17 protein-coding genes are annotated in these 17339 nt (G+C 43.1%); 14 read left to right on the top strand and 3 right to left on the bottom strand.

Annotated elements, in window-relative coordinates:
- Nucleotides 1-47: 47 nt before the first annotated feature.
- The 7 genes from G608_RS0108990 (at nt 48) to G608_RS0108960 (ending at nt 9514) form a co-directional block, all read left to right on the top strand.
- Nucleotides 48-1124 (top strand): zinc finger Ran-binding domain-containing protein, encoded by a 1077-nt coding sequence (locus tag G608_RS0108990; RefSeq protein WP_026495749.1) that lies wholly within the window; start codon nt 48-50, stop codon nt 1122-1124.
- Entirely contained in the window at nt 1121-3208 is a 2088-nt protein-coding gene (locus G608_RS0108985) for an alpha/beta hydrolase family protein (RefSeq protein WP_155833258.1), read from the top strand. Before G608_RS0108990 ends, G608_RS0108985 begins: the two co-directional genes overlap by 4 nt.
- Nucleotides 3209-3388: 180 nt before the next feature.
- A complete protein-coding gene (locus G608_RS0108980; protein WP_026495747.1) occupies nt 3389-5125 on the top strand; it encodes a leucine-rich repeat protein in 1737 nt (578 codons plus the stop codon).
- Between the two features lie 205 nt (nt 5126-5330).
- Nucleotides 5331-6548, top strand: a complete 1218-nt coding sequence (locus G608_RS20605; RefSeq protein WP_051209064.1) for a M48 family metallopeptidase — start codon at nt 5331-5333, stop codon at nt 6546-6548.
- Nucleotides 6549-6672: 124 nt separating this feature from the next.
- Nucleotides 6673-7200, top strand: coding sequence for a hypothetical protein (locus G608_RS20600; RefSeq protein WP_196810169.1), 528 nt, complete (start codon nt 6673-6675; stop codon nt 7198-7200).
- A gap of 19 nt (nt 7201-7219) precedes the next feature.
- Nucleotides 7220-8296, top strand: a complete 1077-nt coding sequence (locus tag G608_RS20595; RefSeq protein ID WP_051209060.1) for an oxidoreductase — start codon at nt 7220-7222, stop codon at nt 8294-8296.
- Between the two features lie 60 nt (nt 8297-8356).
- Complete coding sequence (locus G608_RS0108960) at nt 8357-9514, top strand: glycerate kinase family protein (protein ID WP_026495746.1); 1158 nt, start codon at nt 8357-8359, stop codon at nt 9512-9514.
- On the opposite strand, the gene G608_RS0108955 is transcribed toward G608_RS0108960, so the two are convergent.
- Nucleotides 9495-10079, bottom strand: coding sequence for a hypothetical protein (locus G608_RS0108955; RefSeq protein ID WP_026495745.1), 585 nt, complete (start codon nt 10077-10079; stop codon nt 9495-9497). The genes G608_RS0108960 and G608_RS0108955 overlap by 20 nt on opposite strands.
- Nucleotides 10080-10195: 116 nt before the next feature.
- Between G608_RS0108955 and G608_RS0108950 the strand changes: the two genes are divergently transcribed.
- The 4 genes from G608_RS0108950 to G608_RS20590 all read left to right on the top strand — a co-directional run bounded on the left by G608_RS0108950 (nt 10196) and on the right by G608_RS20590 (nt 12455).
- Nucleotides 10196-10936, top strand: a complete 741-nt coding sequence (locus G608_RS0108950; protein WP_026495744.1) for a nucleoside/nucleotide kinase family protein — start codon at nt 10196-10198, stop codon at nt 10934-10936.
- Between the two features lie 91 nt (nt 10937-11027).
- On the top strand, nt 11028-11249 hold the full coding sequence (locus tag G608_RS0108945) for a hypothetical protein (protein WP_026495743.1): 222 nt from the start codon (nt 11028-11030) through the stop codon (nt 11247-11249).
- Nucleotides 11250-11416: 167 nt separating this feature from the next.
- Complete coding sequence (locus tag G608_RS0108940) at nt 11417-11716, top strand: hypothetical protein (RefSeq protein ID WP_026495742.1); 300 nt, start codon at nt 11417-11419, stop codon at nt 11714-11716.
- A gap of 16 nt (nt 11717-11732) precedes the next feature.
- Nucleotides 11733-12455 (top strand): histidine phosphatase family protein, encoded by a 723-nt coding sequence (locus tag G608_RS20590; RefSeq protein ID WP_051209059.1) that lies wholly within the window; start codon nt 11733-11735, stop codon nt 12453-12455.
- Between the two features lie 94 nt (nt 12456-12549).
- Here G608_RS20590 and G608_RS24135 read toward each other — a convergent pair whose 3' ends face one another.
- Nucleotides 12550-12675 (bottom strand): hypothetical protein, encoded by a 126-nt coding sequence (locus G608_RS24135; RefSeq protein WP_255345326.1) that lies wholly within the window; start codon nt 12673-12675, stop codon nt 12550-12552.
- A gap of 204 nt (nt 12676-12879) precedes the next feature.
- Nucleotides 12880-12999, bottom strand: a complete 120-nt coding sequence (locus G608_RS0108920; RefSeq protein ID WP_026495741.1) for a helix-turn-helix domain-containing protein — start codon at nt 12997-12999, stop codon at nt 12880-12882.
- Nucleotides 13000-13337: 338 nt separating this feature from the next.
- Between G608_RS0108920 and G608_RS22405 the strand changes: the two genes are divergently transcribed.
- The 3 genes from G608_RS22405 to G608_RS0108905 all read left to right on the top strand — a co-directional run bounded on the left by G608_RS22405 (nt 13338) and on the right by G608_RS0108905 (nt 17330).
- On the top strand, nt 13338-15563 hold the full coding sequence (locus G608_RS22405; RefSeq protein WP_051209057.1) for a hypothetical protein: 2226 nt from the start codon (nt 13338-13340) through the stop codon (nt 15561-15563).
- A 28-nt stretch (nt 15564-15591) separates the two neighbouring features.
- Nucleotides 15592-15753 (top strand): hypothetical protein, encoded by a 162-nt coding sequence (locus G608_RS23220; protein ID WP_155833257.1) that lies wholly within the window; start codon nt 15592-15594, stop codon nt 15751-15753.
- A gap of 173 nt (nt 15754-15926) precedes the next feature.
- Nucleotides 15927-17330 (top strand): ABC transporter substrate-binding protein, encoded by a 1404-nt coding sequence (locus G608_RS0108905; protein WP_026495740.1) that lies wholly within the window; start codon nt 15927-15929, stop codon nt 17328-17330.
- Nucleotides 17331-17339: the final 9 nt, after the last annotated feature.

Raw genomic sequence — 17339 nt, 5'->3', positions numbered from 1 at the left:
CTCCCCTCCATCCCTTATACTTAAGAGGTTGGAAGGGAGTTTTTATAATGGCAGATAAAATTGTAATGGGATATTGGGACTGTCCTTCCTGTGGCAGCAAAGGTATCCCCGGAACCACCTACGACTGTCCCAATTGCGGAAGGCAGCGTGGTAAAGAGACAAAATTCTATATGAAATCCGGTCCCGTCGAATATGTGGCCGGTCATAAGGTTGTAGGCGCTGACTGGTACTGTGAGTATTGCGGTGCCCTGAATTCAGCAGGAAAAACTGTTTGTGAAAACTGCGGCTCGCCTAAATCTGAAAGTAAGGATGATTACTTTTCTCTAAAGAATCCACCAAAACCTAAACAGCCGGAGCCTTCTGTTAATAAGATTACGGCGTCGAATTCTAATTCACAGTCGATTTTTGACAAAATAAAGCAGTCTTCACTGGCACTTAAGATAATTGCAGGAATCATTCTTCTGATAATTGTATCGAACCTGATATCTTTGTTTATTTCAAAGCCAAGGGATTACACCTATGACGTCAAGGAGTTGACCTGGGAAAACTCCATTGAAATCGAGGAGTACAAGACCTTCCGGGAGTCGGACTGGTACCTGCCAAACGGCGCCCGGCTTGTGGATACGAACTGGGAGATCAGGACCTATGAGTCGGTTCTGGATCATTATGAAACAGTCACCAGATCCAGACAGGTTCCGGACGGAGGTCACTATGAGACCAGCTATTCGGATAACGGCGACGGAACCTTTACTGAGAACTCCACTTATGTAACTGACTACACGACGGAGTATTACGAAGAGGAAGAGCCTGTGTACAGGGATGAGCCGGTTTACGACACCAAGTATTATTACGACATAGACAGGTGGGTCTACGAGCGAACGGAAACCACCACAGGTAAGGACAAAAATCCCTACTGGGCAGATATTACACTTAATGATAAAGAGCGAGAAAGCGGCCGCAATTCCAAGTACACCATGACAGGAATCAGACATTACAGATCATTTTTCAAGGACAGAACTAAGGAAGAGACCTACGAAATTCAGGAATCCTGGTGGAAACAGATTCAGAGCGGCCAGACACTTAATATTACCGTTGAAAAAGGGAGGGTTACAAATTGGGAATGACTAGAAAGGTAGAGATAGGCGACATTTTAAAGTACAAATACCCTGAAAATCCGGTGTTTAATCCCGCAGGTACAGCCTACGTTTACAACGTGGCTTATGCTGACAAAGAGAAAAACACCTATAAGAGAGATGTCTGGGCAGTTAAGGAGGATAAACCTTTTCAGCTCACAGCCACAATAGATGCGTCAGTAGCCTTTTGGAACAGCGACAGCGAGGTTATTCTGAACAGGAAAAAGCCAGAGGATGAAAAATCCGAGGATACTGAGCTTTTCTCTATTTCAATTGATGGCGGCGAAGCAAAAATCTGGGCTAAGCTTCCCATTGCACTGGGGGATATAAAGAAGGTATCTGACGGCGTGTACGCTGCGACTGTTCAGATCGAAGAAAATGATCCGGACGCATATCTTGATGATGAAGAAACCCGCAAAAAGAAGCAGGACGAGAAGAAAAAGAACCTTGAGAGTGACTATGATGTTTACACAGAGGTCCCATATTGGTTCAACGGCCAAGGCGTAACAAACGGCAAGAGAAATGCTCTTTTCATCATTAAAGCCACAGATGATACGGAAAAAGCGCCCGAAAACAGGTTTGAATTAAAGAGAATTACAGCGCCTGATTATAGCGTCTATGATTTTGAGATTGATGGCGACCAGGTGGTTTTTGCAGGAGCTAAGGCCTCAAAGATTCCTGACTTTTTCTGCGATCTGATGGCTTATGATTTGGAAAAGGATGAGATTACTGCGTTATACGACAAGCACGATGTGGGCTTTGAGGGACTTTTTGTAAAGGATGGCAAGGCTTACGTATTTGCAAACGACTTTAAAGATCACGGGCTTAATGGTTCCGCATATCTCTATAAGGTTGAAGGCGGAGAGCTTAAGAAAATAGAGGGCTATGAGCCCACCCATTCCCGCGGTAACAGTATTGTCGGAGATGTTGCCCTTGGTGGTGGAAGACAGGCGAGAGTTCTGAAGGAGGATGAGGATATCATCCTGTATACACTTTCAACTATAGAGGATCACACAGCAATTTCCAGAATTACCCTGGAGACAGGAAAAGTCGAGACAATACTGGATATGCCCGGTAATATACATTTCTTCGACATTGTTTTTGGAAGATTTGTTCTTGGTTATACAGGACCTGACAGTCTGCCGGAGATTTATGTTGCCTATAAGAGAGACCTTGAACCTGTAGAAATAGAGGATCAGAGGACCTACACGCCGTCAGGCTCCAAAGCCATGCTTACTCAGGTTTCCCATCACAATGAGGAAGCCTTGAAGGATACTTATGTGGCAGAGCCTCAGAGAATCGACTATGAATCTGAGGGACTTGTTCTTCACGGCTGGGTTCTTCTGCCGGAGGATTTTGATCCTGCTAAAAAATATCCCGCTGTTTTAGATATCCACGGCGGTCCAAGATGCGTTTATTCCGAGGGCTTTTTCCACGAGATGCAGGTGTGGGCAGCAAAGGGCTTTGTTGTAATGTTCACCAACATCAAGGGAAGCGATGGAAGAGGTGACGATTTTGCCGATATTCGCGGCGATTACGGCGGAACTGATTTTAAGAATCTTATGGATTTCGTTGATGCTGTTTTGGAAAAATATCCTGCCATCGATAAGGATAAAGTCTGCGAAACAGGCGGATCCTACGGCGGCTTTATGACCAACTGGATTGTTACACACACTGACAGATTCTGCTGTGCAGCCAGCCAGAGATCAATTTCCAACTGGATTTCCATGAGCTATATCAGCGATATCGGTCCTTATTTTGGACCCGACCAGTGCGGAGCAGAGTTTGGAAAGTGGTTCGACACAGATCATACTGAGATTTTATGGAAATATTCACCTCTAAAATATGTGGAAAATGCCAAGACACCCATTCTTTTCCTGCACAGTGATCAGGATTACAGATGCCCGCTTCCCGAAGCGATGCAGCTGATGCAGGCTATGACAGTAAGAGGTGTGGAAACCAGAATGATAGTTTTCCATGGTGAAAACCACGAGCTTTCAAGATCTGGAAAACCGAAGCACAGAATCAGAAGACTGGAGGAGATAACAAACTGGTTCGAACAGCATATACAATAACTTACTAATCCTTAGCAACAAATGAGAAATATTTATGAAATGTGGCAAATTCTGAGAAATTTGATGTTCCGTTTATAAAATTTTCATAAAATATTGTATGGTATCACACTAGATTGCGTTCACCTATTATATAATTGAATCGTCTAATTTTATTTTTCTTATATGAGGAGGTACCATTATATGGTAAAGAAGAGAAGTTTTTTGAAGAGGCTCGCTGCGGTTGTCATGGCTGCTGCAATTGCGATTCCGGTCGTTCCCGGATTGCCTCAGGTTGCTGAGCCTGTAACAGCTAAGGCTTATTATTCAAATGTGTCAGACCATCTGACCGGAGATAAGCTTTCTGTTTACAGAGCCTATGATTACCTTGATTCCCGTATCAAGGATAAGGATGTACAGATCACCTCAGCAAATTTCAAAGAATATGATTCATCAGGTTTTTACACAGTCTATGAAAACAAGGATGAAAAGAAGAAGGTTGCTCAGAGTGATGTGAAGTATGGTCGCAGAGCTTATGTTTATTCTCATCCTACTGATCTTGCTTCAGCAATGGCTGAGCTTAAGTTCGTTTATATTAAGACCGATGCAGGTAAGTACAGCTGCTATGCATATCTTAAGAGAACCGGTGATAACAACTATTCAGCCGAGCAGAAGCAGTTAAAGAGCGCAATTAAAAAGATCATGAACAGAATCGATGCTGATCAGAAGGACTTCGCAATAGAAGTAGATCTTTTCTATGAGATGCTTGATACAGTTACTTATTCAGCATGCGCTATTGATAATAGAGATCTGAGAAATACTCCTTATGGAGCACTGGTTAAGCATAAGGCTTCATATCAGGGCTATGCTCTTGCATTTGCAGTTTTGCTTGATGAAGCAGATATTGATAACAATATTCTTTTCTCGGAGAACAAGGTATGGAACCAGATTCGTATCAAAGCCGGCACTACCAGTACTAAATGGTATGAGACAGATCTTGTATATTGTGACAGAAAGAATGGTAAGATCAGCTTCGATGCATTTAATATTTCACGTAACGCAATGGCAAATCTTGGTGCAAAGCGTACAGACTGGTGCAGTGATTTCCCGGATTCAACAGGAAAAGCCAAGAATACAAAGAACGCTCTTGCCGACTATGAGCTGGAGGAGCTTGATGATGAAAGCATCATGACTCTTGGTATTGTTGAGGAAGACGGTTCAATTAACAGAACAACAATATTTACTACTGAGGAAACCTTTAAGGTTACACCTGTTTACACATATACCAACGAACTTGAAAGTATGTCTCCACTTTTAAGTAATTGTGAAATTACACCTATGGAAAACAGCATGTTTGAAGTAGTTTCTCAGTGGACACCTGCAACTCCATATGCTGTCCTTAAGAGAGTACCCACAGGAACAAATAATAAGCTTAAGGTTACTCTTACTGCAGCCCTTGATGGTTATACCGCAAGTATCTATTGCACAGTTGTAACTCAGGATGATAACAGAGGAAAGAACAGCTACTCTATCAAAAATGGCGAAGCTGTTTACAACGGACCTACAAACAAGAAGGTAAAGAATGTAGTTATTCCTGCAACAGTAAACATCAACGGCCAGGTGTATAAGGTTACAAAGATTGCTCCTAAGGCTTTTGCAAAATGTAAGAAACTTGAATCCGTAACTATCGGTCCCAACATTAAGGAGATTGGTGCCAATGCATTTACCGGTAAGTCAAAGCTCCAGAAGGTTGAGATTCAGAACTTCCACGGTAATCTTAAGAACAAGGGAATTAAGTCAAATTCGTTTAAGGCTACAAATGATGAGACCTTCTTCCTTATAATCTCTAAGAAGAGTGAGTACAACAAGCTCGTTAAGGGCTTCAAGAAGGCCGGCGCTAAGGATGCTATCTATAAGCTCCGTCTCTATGCTTACTATTGATTTAAAAAATCAGAGGTACAAAATATCGATTGATATTTAACTTGGATTTAAGAGCTGCCGCACTTAAAGGTGCGGCAGTTTTTTATATGCCAAAGCATTCCGAATAATGTTATTTCTTTGATAGCCGAAACCATTATCTGGGTGTTTTACAGACTAAACAAGCTTGGTATAATAAGCAGAGGATTTTAACCGGAGGAGTTTTACTTTGATTAAGGGGATAATAATCGCATCTTTCATTTTGCAGACAGCTTTTAGTGAGTATATGGATTACCTGGATAATTCATATCTTTCAAAGGAGCTTCCCGAAAACGTGAAGGATGTTTATGATGAAGAAAAATATAAAAAATGGCAGTCTTATGAGAAGGACAGAGGGAAGGTTTCTATTATCAGGGATATAGTTACCGGACTTCTGCTTTTTTCATACCTGTCATTTGATGTTTACAGCAGACTTTTCAATGCATTTTCAGGTCACGGCATATATCTGCAATATTTGCTGATGATGCTTTCCTTTGAGCTCATTTCGCTGGTGGTTTCGATTCCCTTTTCTTATTACAGCATCTTTGTAATCGAGGAAAAATACGGCATGAATAAGACCACCGGGAAGACCTTTGTGCTGGATATTATCAAGGAAACGATCATCTCTGTGGTTGTGTCCTTCGGTCTTTTGATGCTTGTAAGGTTCTTTTTCGAAAGATTCGGAAATATGGCAATCATCATTACAGCGGTAGCATTTATTCTGCTATCACTCCTTATTAACCTGATCGTAATGCCAATTTTGAGGATTTTTAATAAGTTTGATCCCCTGGAAGACGGTGAGCTTAAGGATGCAATTCTTGGGCTTTGCCACAAATACGGAATGACCGTAAGGAAGCTGTGCGTAAGAGATGCCAGCAGGAGAACCACCAAGGCTAACGCCTTTTGCACAGGCCTTTCAAAGAAAAAGACAATTTCACTGGATGACAATCTGGTGAACGAGTACAGCACAGATCAGATAGTTTCGGTTTTTGCCCATGAATTCGGACATGCGAAGTTCAACCACATGATAAAATCGCTGCCCTTTAGCTTCATGAGGACAGTAATAACAGTGATTACGCTAGGTATCATCCTGAATTTCAAGGTGCTGTTTGAGGCCTTTGGTTTTACTGAGGTTAACTATTATTTTGCGTTTTTACTGATAGAGCTTATCAGTTGGCCGGTTTCACTGGTATTTGACCTTATTGGCAATCATTTATCGAGAAAGCACGAATACGAGGCAGATGCCTTTGCAGCAAAGGAAGGCTACGGAGAAGCGCTTATTTCCGCTCTTAAGAAGCTTAGCGGAGATTCACTTTCAAACCTGAATCCGCACCCCTTTGTGGTGAAAATTGGGTATTCTCATCCCACGCTGTCTCAGAGAATTGACGCCATAAGGGCGATACAGTAGTTACAAGCAGAGAATAGGTGTTTCTGAAGAAACGTAAGTAATTATCAGAGAGTGTGTGCCATCAGATGGATTGAAGAAGTATTAGTAGAGAATAGATGATGTTAGTGAGATTGAAGGATAGATTTTGATGAAAGATTTTGGCAGACTTAAACAGGAATGTATTGATGAAATAAATGCCTTGGGCATCGAGCTTGGGAAAATCAAGGGCTGGACCATAAACACCAGAGCCCGTAGCAGATGGGGACTTTGCAAGAAGGAAGTAGACGGAACCTACTCAATTCAGATAGCAGAAGCGCTTTTAACTGATGATCGAATCTCAGAGAAGGCCTGCAAGGAGACCATAATTCACGAGCTGCTTCACACCTGCAAGGGCTGTATGAAGCACCAGGGCAAATGGAAAACCTATGCGCAGCTCATGAATATGCGATATGGTTATGATATAAAGCGTGTAACTTCCGGCAATGAGAAGGGCGTTGAAAACTACAAGCCCCGCAGTATAGCCGTCAAATACGTATTTACCTGCGGAGGCTGTGGCGCGAAGATTTACAGAAAGCGCGACAGCAGATTTACCAAGTACTACAGACATTACGGCTGCACCAGATGCGGCGCCATCGACTGGCGAAAGCAGACCGTTCGCCGCGACCCGGCATAAAGAATTGGAGGAGAAGAGTATGACTAGAGTAAATGACGAGATTGTGATCAATGGGAAAAGGCTTAAAAACAGAATAACCATGGCACCCACAGTGAAATTCGATTTTGCGGGTGAAGATGGAAAGGTTACGGAAAAGCATATCGCGCATTATAAGGAAAGAGCTGAGGGAGGCTGTGGTCTTATTTGCGTGGAAGCTACTGCGGTTACTCCGGATGGCAGATTTGGAAAAATCCATATGGGACTTTGGGATGACGACCAGATTGAAGGCCACAAGGAAATAGTTAAAAACTGCCATGACAATGATGTTGTTGCAATAATTCAGCTTAACCACACAGGAATAACGGCAAATCCCGAGTGCGGCGAAGCCATCGGACCTTCCGAGGTAGAAACAAGAAATGGCGGAAAATCCAGAGCCATGACCACAGATGAAATTCATAAGATGCAGGCTGCCTTTGTAGCAGCAGCCATCAGAGCAAAGAAGGCAGGCTATGACGGAATTCAGCTTCACGGCTGCCACGGATATCTGATAAATCAGTTTGCAACAAAAAGAACTAACTTTAGAACCGACGAATACGGCGGAAGCGCTGAGAACAGGGCAAGATTTGGCGCTGAGATCATTCGCGATATTAGAAAAGAGTGCGGAGATGATTTTCTCATTTCCATCAGAACAATCGGCGCTGATCCTGACCTCGATGACGCCATTGAAATTGCAGAAGAGTACGTAAAAGCAGGCTGTGACTATCTTCAGGTATCTCACGGAATAGGCGAGATTGATCCTGCACTTCAGGATGATTCCAAGCCCTACACCATTATCTGTTCCCTGGGTGTTCATTTCCACGAGCATTTTAAGGGCAGAGTACCTGTATCCTGCGTAAACTCGATCTTTGAGCCTGATCAGGTTAAATACATTATTGAAAATGACCTTGCAGACACTGTTGATCTTGGAAGAGCCGTTCTTGCGGATCCTGATTTTCCCAAGGCCGTTCTTGAAGAGGGAAAATCCTATGTGAGATGCTTCGAATGTGCAAGATGCCAGTACGGTCCCTTCACACCTCATAAGTGTCCTGCCGAGATGAAAAGGAAAAATAACGGTTAAGAAGCTTTAACGGCAGTCTGAACATGTGATACGCCGACGATTTATATTTCGGGAGGCAGTATGAAAATAGTTACAGCAATTGATTCTTTCAAAGGAAGTCTTACTTCAATCGAAGCCGGAAATGCGGTAAAAGAAGGCTTTGCCCGTGTTGATAAGAGCATAGAGACCATAGTCCGCCCGCTGGCAGATGGCGGCGAGGGCACAGTGTATGCGCTTGTAACAGGAACAGGCGGTCATTTTGAAGACGTGACTGTCACAGGGCCATTGTCCGATAAGGGTAATTGCCGATACGGAATTATACCCGGAGATGTTGCAGTTATAGAGATGAGCGGTGCTGCAGGAATAACGCTTGTTACCAATGAGCAAAGAAATCCTCTGAACACCACCACTTACGGCGTTGGAGAGGTTATTTTTGATGCCATAAAAAAGGGATGTCGCAAATTCATTATCGGAATTGGCGGAAGTGCGACAAACGATGGCGGAGCAGGCATGCTTATGGCTCTTGGCTTTGATTTTCTTGATGAAGAAGGAAACAGCATCTCTCTGGGAGCAAAGGGACTTTCGCAGCTACGAAGTATTTCCTGTGAAAATGCCTGCAAGGAGCTTTCCGAGTGCAGTTTTCATGTGGCCTGTGACGTAACAAATCCTCTCTGCGGACCAAATGGTTGCAGCAGTGTGTTCGGCCCGCAAAAGGGTGCGAATTCTGAGATGATAGCCATGATGGATAGCTGGCTCGGAAAGTATGCTGAAATTGCAAGAACAATAAAGCCTGCCGCAGACCCTGACATCTCCGGAAGCGGAGCAGCAGGCGGAATGGGCTTTGCGTTAAGGACTTTTTTAGGTGCTTCTCTTGAGAGCGGAATCGATATAATCTTGAGAGAGACGGCGCTTGCCGATTATATAAAAGACGCAGATATAGTCGTAACCGGAGAAGGTATGCTTGATGCACAGACTTCCATGGGTAAGGCTCCTATTGGAGTGGCAAAATTAGCTAAAAGTTATGGAAAGACGGTCATAGCTTTTTCAGGAGCTGTTTCTAAGGATGCTACCGCATGCAATGGCCGAGGAATCGATGCATTTTTCCCTATACTGCGAAGAGTCTGTACTTTGGATGAAGCCATGGATCCGGAAAATGCGAAAAATAACCTGGCAGATGCGGCAGAACAGGCTATGAGACTGATATATGCCACCGGATCAATTACTGAGATACGGGGATAAGTGAATTCACAAAAACTGTAATTGAATTGCTATTCGCAGAAGACGCAGCGTCTCTTACGTGAGCGGAATCATTTACTGCGTTATAGGGCTCATAGCCATCGATATGAAAAAGGGTATCATCCGTCGCCTTCAGGTTCTCCATTTCAGCAGTAGTCCTATTGTAGTAGTGATGAATGAGATTATCATACTCGTCCTCATAGCTTGAGAGTAAAGCGTAAAACTCATCATATTCGCCCTCATCGTATTCCTGATCATCCCATGTGGTATCAACTTCATACCATTTTTCTGAGATTTTTACCGCATTCCAGGCATGACTTAACTGGTCATCGTCAGAAGGCGGAATAGTAATGGCGCTTCCTGAAATTTTAATATCATTCAGACCTTTTGAAACTTCAAAAGGAATATATTCATCATCCGGGGTTTTTGACCATATATTATTGAACGCATAGATCAGTCCCCAAAATATAAAGCATAAAAATATGATCTGCAGAAGGGGAAATGGCTTATTGTTGCGTGATTTTTTCTTTTTATGATGTTTGTTAAATTTTATCAGATGGTCGCTCATGATTTATTTTCCGGTACATCTTTGTTGAAATAAATATATAATGAAATAGAATCTTTGTGGTCTGTTGTCATAAGTATACAATAATATCCAAAAATCGTAAAAAAAGGAACAAAAAATTGAGAGAATACAACGTAAACATAAACGGAATAGATGTAAATGCAAAATATAGTGAAGCTACGATAAACTCAGTATTCATGCCGCTTCTTGAGAGGCTCACTGCCATGCAGAAGGAGAAAGACGGGCGAATTCTTGTTATGCTCGCAGCACCTCCCGGCGCAGGAAAAAGTACGCTAAGCAGCTTCCTTGAAGTACTGTCAAAGGAAAGGGAAGACATCTGTAATGTGCAGGCAATCGGAATGGATGGCTTCCACAGAAGGCAGGAATATCTGCTTTCTCACGACACGGAGCGTGATGGAAAGACCATAAAGATGGTTGAGATTAAAGGCGCTCCCATAACCTTCGACCTGGAAAAGCTCACAGCTGCCATAAAGAGAGTAGCTGCAGGCGATATCTGTGGCTGGCCTTCCTATAACAGGCATCTCCATAATCCTGTGGAAGACACATACACAGTTACTGAAAAAATCGTCATTCTTGAAGGAAATTATCTGCTTTTGGACGAGGCTGGATGGCGTGATCTTAGGAAATATGCGGATTACACCATAAGACTTGTGGCTGAGGAGAATTTTTTACGAGACCGTCTCATCGACCGAAAAGCAAAAAGTGGAAACTCTCTTGAAAAGGCAACTGCCTTTGTGGATTTTAGCGATATGGAAAACGTCAGAATTTGCCTGAATAATTCGCTGGAAGCAGACTTAACATTGGCTCTTGATGGAAACGAAAATTTTTTTATTAAATAGCATGCGCTATATGTTGTATCTGAAAATTTTCTACTGTACAATATGATGTGAAAACAAACAATCAAACAGTTTCATTCCAAAGGAGGCAGTGATGATAACTGAGTTCCCACAGAGAATAACTATTGACGGTTTCGTTTATGAGAGGAAAAGTGCGCATAACAACGCAATGTATTATGATTCAAAGGATAATCCTTCAGAGATTACCAGTCGTTTTATCAGTTTATATCCTAACGGGGAGCTCACCTACTTATGGGATGGTTTAGAGCTTAAGTGGAATAAGCAATTCGAAGTAGTAAAAGAAATTGCTAACTAATTATCATTGAGATATGTCTTTGTATTTTTACAGACATACTTATGATCAAATGCACACATTAAATACAGACCGAAGTCCATGATTGGAGCGGTCTGTATTTTGTTTAAGCAGAACACTTTGCGATGTACTTTCGAATTCGGAGGAGTGTTACTGTTTTTGGAGGACACATGAAACCAAAATCAAAGATGAGCAGAATGCTTTACGAAATTATGCTTAATGATGGCTACGAAGAGCGTTTCTGCGATCTTATAACACAAAATCTCAACACTGATTTTACCGCAACTCGCATGATTGGCTATCTTTCGCATTATTCACACCCGCCCCAGGGCGAAATAGTAGATGAGATGCTGGCTATTCTCAGCGACAGAGAGCGGATCATCGAGAAAAAGACCGCTGAGCATTATAATGCCAGATGGAATGAGATAATGATGGAAGGTCCCTTTGATGTGGATGAGGATTGGGACTAGGAAGAGGAATGATGATATGAGACTTATTTTTGTAAGGCACGGTGAACCCAATTATGCTAAGGATTGTCTTACTGACAACGGAAAAGAGCAGGCAGCATGCACTGCCAAGAGATTAAAGGACGAAGATATCAAGGCTGTATACGCATCTCCCATGGGGAGAGCTGTAGAAACCGCTTCATATACAGCAAATGAGCACGGTCTTGCTGTGAAAACTCTCGATTTTATGCATGAAATTGACTGGGGTGATGTAAGAGGCGACGCTGTAAGCGAAGATGAGAAGCTTGAATTTGACGGACATCCCTGGACCCTGGGCTACAAGCTTCTGACAGAGAATCCGCAGTTTGTCGGTAGCGATAAATGGCACGAACATCACTATTTCAAGGACAATATATGTCTTCAGTATTATCAAAAGGTCTCTGAAGGCATGGACAGGCTTCTTGAAGAGTATGGTCTTTTCAGGAAGAACGGGCTGTACGAGTATTGCGCAGGAGAGGCGGATAAATTCAATGATACTATAGCGCTTTTTGCTCATGGCGGGTCCGGGGCGATCATGTTTTCTCATCTTTTTAATTTGCCCTTCCCCTATGTGCTGACTTCAATGCCATACGGCGTCTGCTCTGTTTCGATCATCAGCTTTTACCCGGAGGAAAGCGGCATCATAATTCCCCGTCTGGAGCTTTTCAATGATATGGGGCACATTCGGGAGTTCAAAGCCGAAAAACTCCACTTTGAGAAATGATTTTGTTTTAGCTGATTTAGCTGCTTAATGTGCTTCTTGATAAGCGGCTAGAAGTTCTTTATTTTAGCTGTTCAATTGATTTTGTCTAACCTGCTTATGTCAAAAGCGGCTGTTTTTCGTTGTATTTTATATCTGTGGCAACCAAAGGTATTGATGAACCTTTATCAAGTTCTTTCAAGTTGGTCGCATCTTCAAATAGCGGTACCTCAGAAGATATCATAAATTCTCCTGCTGATATTGTTATTTCACTTCACCGGCGGCGTAATCCGGTATTAGAATTATTTCACCACTTTTAGGTGAACCATCATATTCGAAATTCATTTCCATTACTCCGGTGTCTTCCTGTTTATCCGAATTGCTATCAGCGTAGTAGAGCTTTAGGTATTTGTATTTATCGGTAGTGGTAAATTTGTAGATAAAAATGTCATCTGGGATAGCGGCGAATTTTATCGCTCATTCCCAGCTTTTCAGCGAGCTGTCTCTGTGTCATACCAAGCTCTTTTCTTTTTCCGGCTATATATCTGCCAATTTTTACAAGATCCATACAAATTCTCCTCCGGCGAAGATGATTTCGTTTTGCGATTTTCTGCCAAATCCATCATCTGTATGCCACCTACTATAGTATTGAATTTTCGGAAAAAATGACACCCCTCGAAAGTAGAATTGGTAATTTTATTAGCTTTTTCGCTGCATTTGAGATTTGAAAAGATAAATAGGTAACAAATTCTTTATCATTTTTATAAGAACTTAATTTTCCTTTTGATTAACTATAAAAGATAATATATTTGTAGGATTCTATTTGATTCCTAATGGATTAATAAGCTATTAGGCCTAAGTGGCATTTTTGCATCTATCAACTATTGTCAAAAAAGGAGATTGAAGATGGGAAATACAGATCAGCAGGAACAGACACCGGTTAAAAAGACTACCAGAACCAGAAATACAAAGGCTGCTGCAGCGGCACCGCCTTCAGCTGACGAAATGATAGCGGCTATGGCTGCTGCTCAGACTGCTGCAGATGTAGATAAAAACCTTGAAGAAATGGCCCAAGCGGCTGTGGCTGCACCTGTAGAAGAGGCACCTCCTGCTGAGGCTGCTGTTGTCGAAGAAATGGCTCCGGTGACAGAAGATGCTCCTGTAATTGATGGCGTTTTGATTATCGAAGAATCTACGCCGGAAGAGGCCACTGCTCCTGAAGAAGCACTTGTAGATGAGATTTCAATAGATATACCGGAAGCTCCTGCTGCAGAAGCCGCACCGGAAATTGAGATACCCGCTGAAGTTGTAGCAGAGGCACCCGCTGTAGAAGCGGTTGCAGAGCCTGCTCCTGAGGTTGAGATTCCTGTGGAAGCGGTGGCAGAAGCACCTGTTGTAGAGGCAGTGCCCGAAGTCGAGATTCCTGTAGAGGCAATGGTAGAAGCAGCTCCTGAGATCGAGATACCTTCTGAAGCTGTAGCAGAGGCACCAGCAGTAGAGGCGGTGCCTGAAGTCGAGATTCCGGTAGAGGCAATGGCAGAAGCGGCTCCTGAGATTGAAATTCCTGCAGAAGCAATGGCTGAGGCTGTTCCCGAGGTTGAGATACCCGTTGAAGTAGCAGCGGAAGCACCAGCAGTAGAGGCGGTGCCTGAAGTCGAGATTCCAGTTGATGCAATGGTAGAAGCAGCTCCCGAGGTTGAGATACCTGTTGAAGTTGCAGCTGAAGCACCGGTGGTTGAGGCTGTGCCTGGAATTGAGATTCCTGTAGAAGCGGTTGCTGAACCTGCTCCTGAGATCGAGATTCCGGTAGAGGCAATGGCAGAAGCACCTGTTGTAGAGGCAGTGCCCGAAGTCGAGATTCCGGTAGAGGCTGTTGCAGAAGCCGCACCTGAGATTGAAATACCCGTAGAAGTAGCAACGGAAGCACCGGCGGTTGAAGCTATGCCTGAAGTTGAAATTCCGGTAGAGGCTGTTGCTGAGCCTGCTCCTGAAGTTGAAATACCGGTAGAAGCAATGGCAGAAGCTGCTCCTGAGGTTGAAATACCTGTTGAAATTGCAGCGGAGGCACCGGTTGTTGAAACAGTGCCTGAAGTTGAAATACCGGTTGAGGCAATGGCAGAAGCTGCTCCCGAGGTTGAGATTCCTGTTGAAGCGGTGGCAGAAGCACCTGTTGTAGAGACAGTGCCCGAAGTCGAGATTCCGGTAGAGGCAATGGCTGAACCTGCTCCTGAGGTTGAAATACCTGTTGAAATTGCAGCGGAGGCATCGGCGGTTGAAGCTGTGCCTGAAGTTGAAATTTCGGTGGAGGCAATGGCAGAAGCTGCTCCCGAGGTTGAGATTCCTGTTGAAGCGGTGGCAGAAGAACCTGTCGTAGAGGCAGCTCCTGAAATCGAAATACCCGTTGAGGCAATGGCGGAAGCACCGGCTGTTGAGGCTGCACCCGAGATCGATATCTCCATGGAAGCCATGCCTGAAGAGGCTGCAATGGCTGACGAGTTTTCAATAGATATACCTGATGAGGCTGCATCCGAGGAAGATGCATCTCTTGATGAAATATCTATAGATATCCTTAAGGATGACGTGGAAGAAGAGTCGGAGCCTGAAGCAGAGATTGAAGAAGAAATCACGATCGAGCTTCCTGAGCTTGATTTGGATATTCCGGAATTGAATCTGCCTGAGTCTGATAACTCTGAGGACATTCCGCTGGATGACGATATCGAGCCAATTACCGACATCGTAGAGGACGCTACTCCGGATGAAATTGAAGCAGAACCTATATCATCAGAATTTGATGAAGTTTCTATTGATAGCTTTGATCAGGCAACAGATGCAATGCTTGGTGCAGTTGATGACATTACAAGCTTCCTGAAAACCGAAGATTTCGAGTATACCGAAATTGTGGCAAAGGGCAGCAATACCGTCATTATTCTGGTAAAAATGGAAGATGACGATGTTCTTTGTGTTGAATATGAGGAAGATGAGTTCGTATCACTTGTTTCTCACTTCGAAAAGGACGGAAAGTGTAGTTACAAGGAAGTACTAAACACATACATAAAGGATTCCATCGCAAAGGGATGCAACTACAAGATCACCAGAAGTAGGGGCAGCAAGTCCGTAAGCAAATATAACTAATTAAAACTTAACATAAGTGTGGTTATAAGTGACAACTTCACTTCTTACCAAGAAGTCAGTTGGCAGCGGTGCTTTCAAGAATATACATAAGGCAGCCAAGTGTAAGGTTCCGAAGAAAGTCTTAAAAAATTACCAGAAATTCCTTATAAAGAAAGGACTTAACGGCAAAGGACAGAAGATAACTAAATAATACAAAAATAATAAAATGAAGAATCCGAAACTTTAGTGTACGAAAATTACAAAAAAAGTTTTGAATTCTTCATTTTTTATTTATGCCTTCTCTTGGATAATACATATGTAACGTAAATATACGTGGCGCTAACATCTGACATATAAAGCGCTAAAGAAGGGAAGGTTACATATATGAAAAAGAAACTTGTTAGTACAATGATGAGTCTCACTATGGTTGCAGGACTCCTCGCAGGATGTGGAAGCAGCACTACTACAGATGTTGCAACAGATTCTACTACAGAAGTTGCTGAAGAGGTTGCTGAGGAAAAGGTAGAGGAAGCAGCTGAAGAAACAACAGAAGAGGCTACAGAAGAGAAAGCAGAAGAAACAACTGATTCAGGAGATAAGGTAACAATCAGCATTTACACACAGTATGCTGATGACGATACAAAGGTTCCTTATGACTATGCTGTAGAGCAGCTTGCTGAGGCATATCCAAATGTTGAGCTCAACCTTATTGTTCAGGCTCAGGATGATGGACAGACACTTAAGACACTTGCCGCTACAGGCCAGCTTCCTGACATTTTCCAGGCAAGTACTGATGTTATCAATACATTCCGTGAGAGTAATCAGATCATGGTACTCAATGACGTAGCAGAGTCTACAGGATTCCTTGATAAGCTCTATGATGCAAACAAGGATCTTGCATATTCAGATGACGGAAATATATACGCATTCCCGTTCTCAGGACAGGAATATGTTCTTTGGTATTACAACAAGCAGCTTTTCGAGGATAACGGACTTGAAGTTCCCAAGACTTATGATGACCTCAAGAACTGCATCGACACATTCACAGCAGCAGGCATCACACCTCTTGCACTTTTTGGTCAGGAAGGATGGAACACAGCAGCAGCTTATGATGTGATCGCAACTCGTTACGCAGAGGGCGGTATCAAGGATCTTGATCTTCAGAAGGCAAATATCACAGATCAGGGTTATGTAGATGCAGCAAAGACAATGGAAGAGCTTGTAGCTGCAGGCCTTTATCAGAAGGATGCTACAACAACAAACTATGATCAGGCTTCAGAAATGTTCCTTTCAGGAAATGCAGCTATGTTCATAAATGGTCAGTGGTACATCGAGGATGCAACTAAGGCACTCGGCGATAATGTTGACTGGATGTTCTATCCTGCAGCAGATGAAGCTTCTTATGAAGCAGGCAAGAGCGTATTCTCAGGCGGCGGCTCATCTTCAGGATTTGCTGTTAACCCCGATTCAGAAAACGCAGAGCTTGCAGCTGAAGTTGCTGAGTTTATCACAGAGAAGTACTGCGAAGCAAAGGTTATGTACAGACACAATCCTCTTGTTGCAATCAACACAGGTAAAGAACCTGAGTCAGAGTATCCTGCAATGATGAAGAAGCTTTCAGATACACTTCCTTCAGTAACAGGAACAACAAAGTTCACATGGGGACTTACAAATTCAACATTCAACGATGGAATCCAGTCAGAGACACAGGGTCTTGTATCAGGCCAGTTTACAGCTGATGAATTCATTTCCGATATGACCGACATCATGGAAGACATGAACGATTAAGATTTGAAA

The sequence above is a fragment of the Butyrivibrio sp. WCD3002 genome (genome assembly GCF_000424265.1).
Classification (GTDB): domain Bacteria; phylum Bacillota; class Clostridia; order Lachnospirales; family Lachnospiraceae; genus Butyrivibrio.
Note: the sequence above shows the minus strand (reverse complement) of the source record. Positions and strands in the feature narration are given on the sequence as shown.

Excerpts from the sequence above, each read along its gene's own strand:
- G608_RS0108990 (WP_026495749.1), top strand. The coding sequence starts at position 48 with ATGGCAGATAAAATTGTAATGGGATATTGGGACTGTCCTTCCTGTGGC.
- G608_RS0108985 (WP_155833258.1), top strand. The coding sequence starts at position 1,121 with ATGACTAGAAAGGTAGAGATAGGCGACATTTTAAAGTACAAATACCCT.
- G608_RS0108980 (WP_026495747.1), top strand. The coding sequence starts at position 3,389 with ATGGTAAAGAAGAGAAGTTTTTTGAAGAGGCTCGCTGCGGTTGTCATG.
- G608_RS20595 (WP_051209060.1), top strand. The coding sequence starts at position 7,220 with ATGACTAGAGTAAATGACGAGATTGTGATCAATGGGAAAAGGCTTAAA.
- G608_RS0108960 (WP_026495746.1), top strand. The coding sequence starts at position 8,357 with ATGAAAATAGTTACAGCAATTGATTCTTTCAAAGGAAGTCTTACTTCA.
- G608_RS0108955 (WP_026495745.1), bottom strand. The coding sequence starts at position 10,079 with ATGAGCGACCATCTGATAAAATTTAACAAACATCATAAAAAGAAAAAA.
- G608_RS0108945 (WP_026495743.1), top strand. The coding sequence starts at position 11,028 with ATGATAACTGAGTTCCCACAGAGAATAACTATTGACGGTTTCGTTTAT.
- G608_RS0108940 (WP_026495742.1), top strand. The coding sequence starts at position 11,417 with ATGAAACCAAAATCAAAGATGAGCAGAATGCTTTACGAAATTATGCTT.
- G608_RS20590 (WP_051209059.1), top strand. The coding sequence starts at position 11,733 with ATGAGACTTATTTTTGTAAGGCACGGTGAACCCAATTATGCTAAGGAT.
- G608_RS24135 (WP_255345326.1), bottom strand. The coding sequence starts at position 12,675 with ATGATATCTTCTGAGGTACCGCTATTTGAAGATGCGACCAACTTGAAA.
- G608_RS0108920 (WP_026495741.1), bottom strand. The coding sequence starts at position 12,999 with ATGGATCTTGTAAAAATTGGCAGATATATAGCCGGAAAAAGAAAAGAG.
- G608_RS22405 (WP_051209057.1), top strand. The coding sequence starts at position 13,338 with ATGGGAAATACAGATCAGCAGGAACAGACACCGGTTAAAAAGACTACC.
- G608_RS0108905 (WP_026495740.1), top strand. The coding sequence starts at position 15,927 with ATGAAAAAGAAACTTGTTAGTACAATGATGAGTCTCACTATGGTTGCA.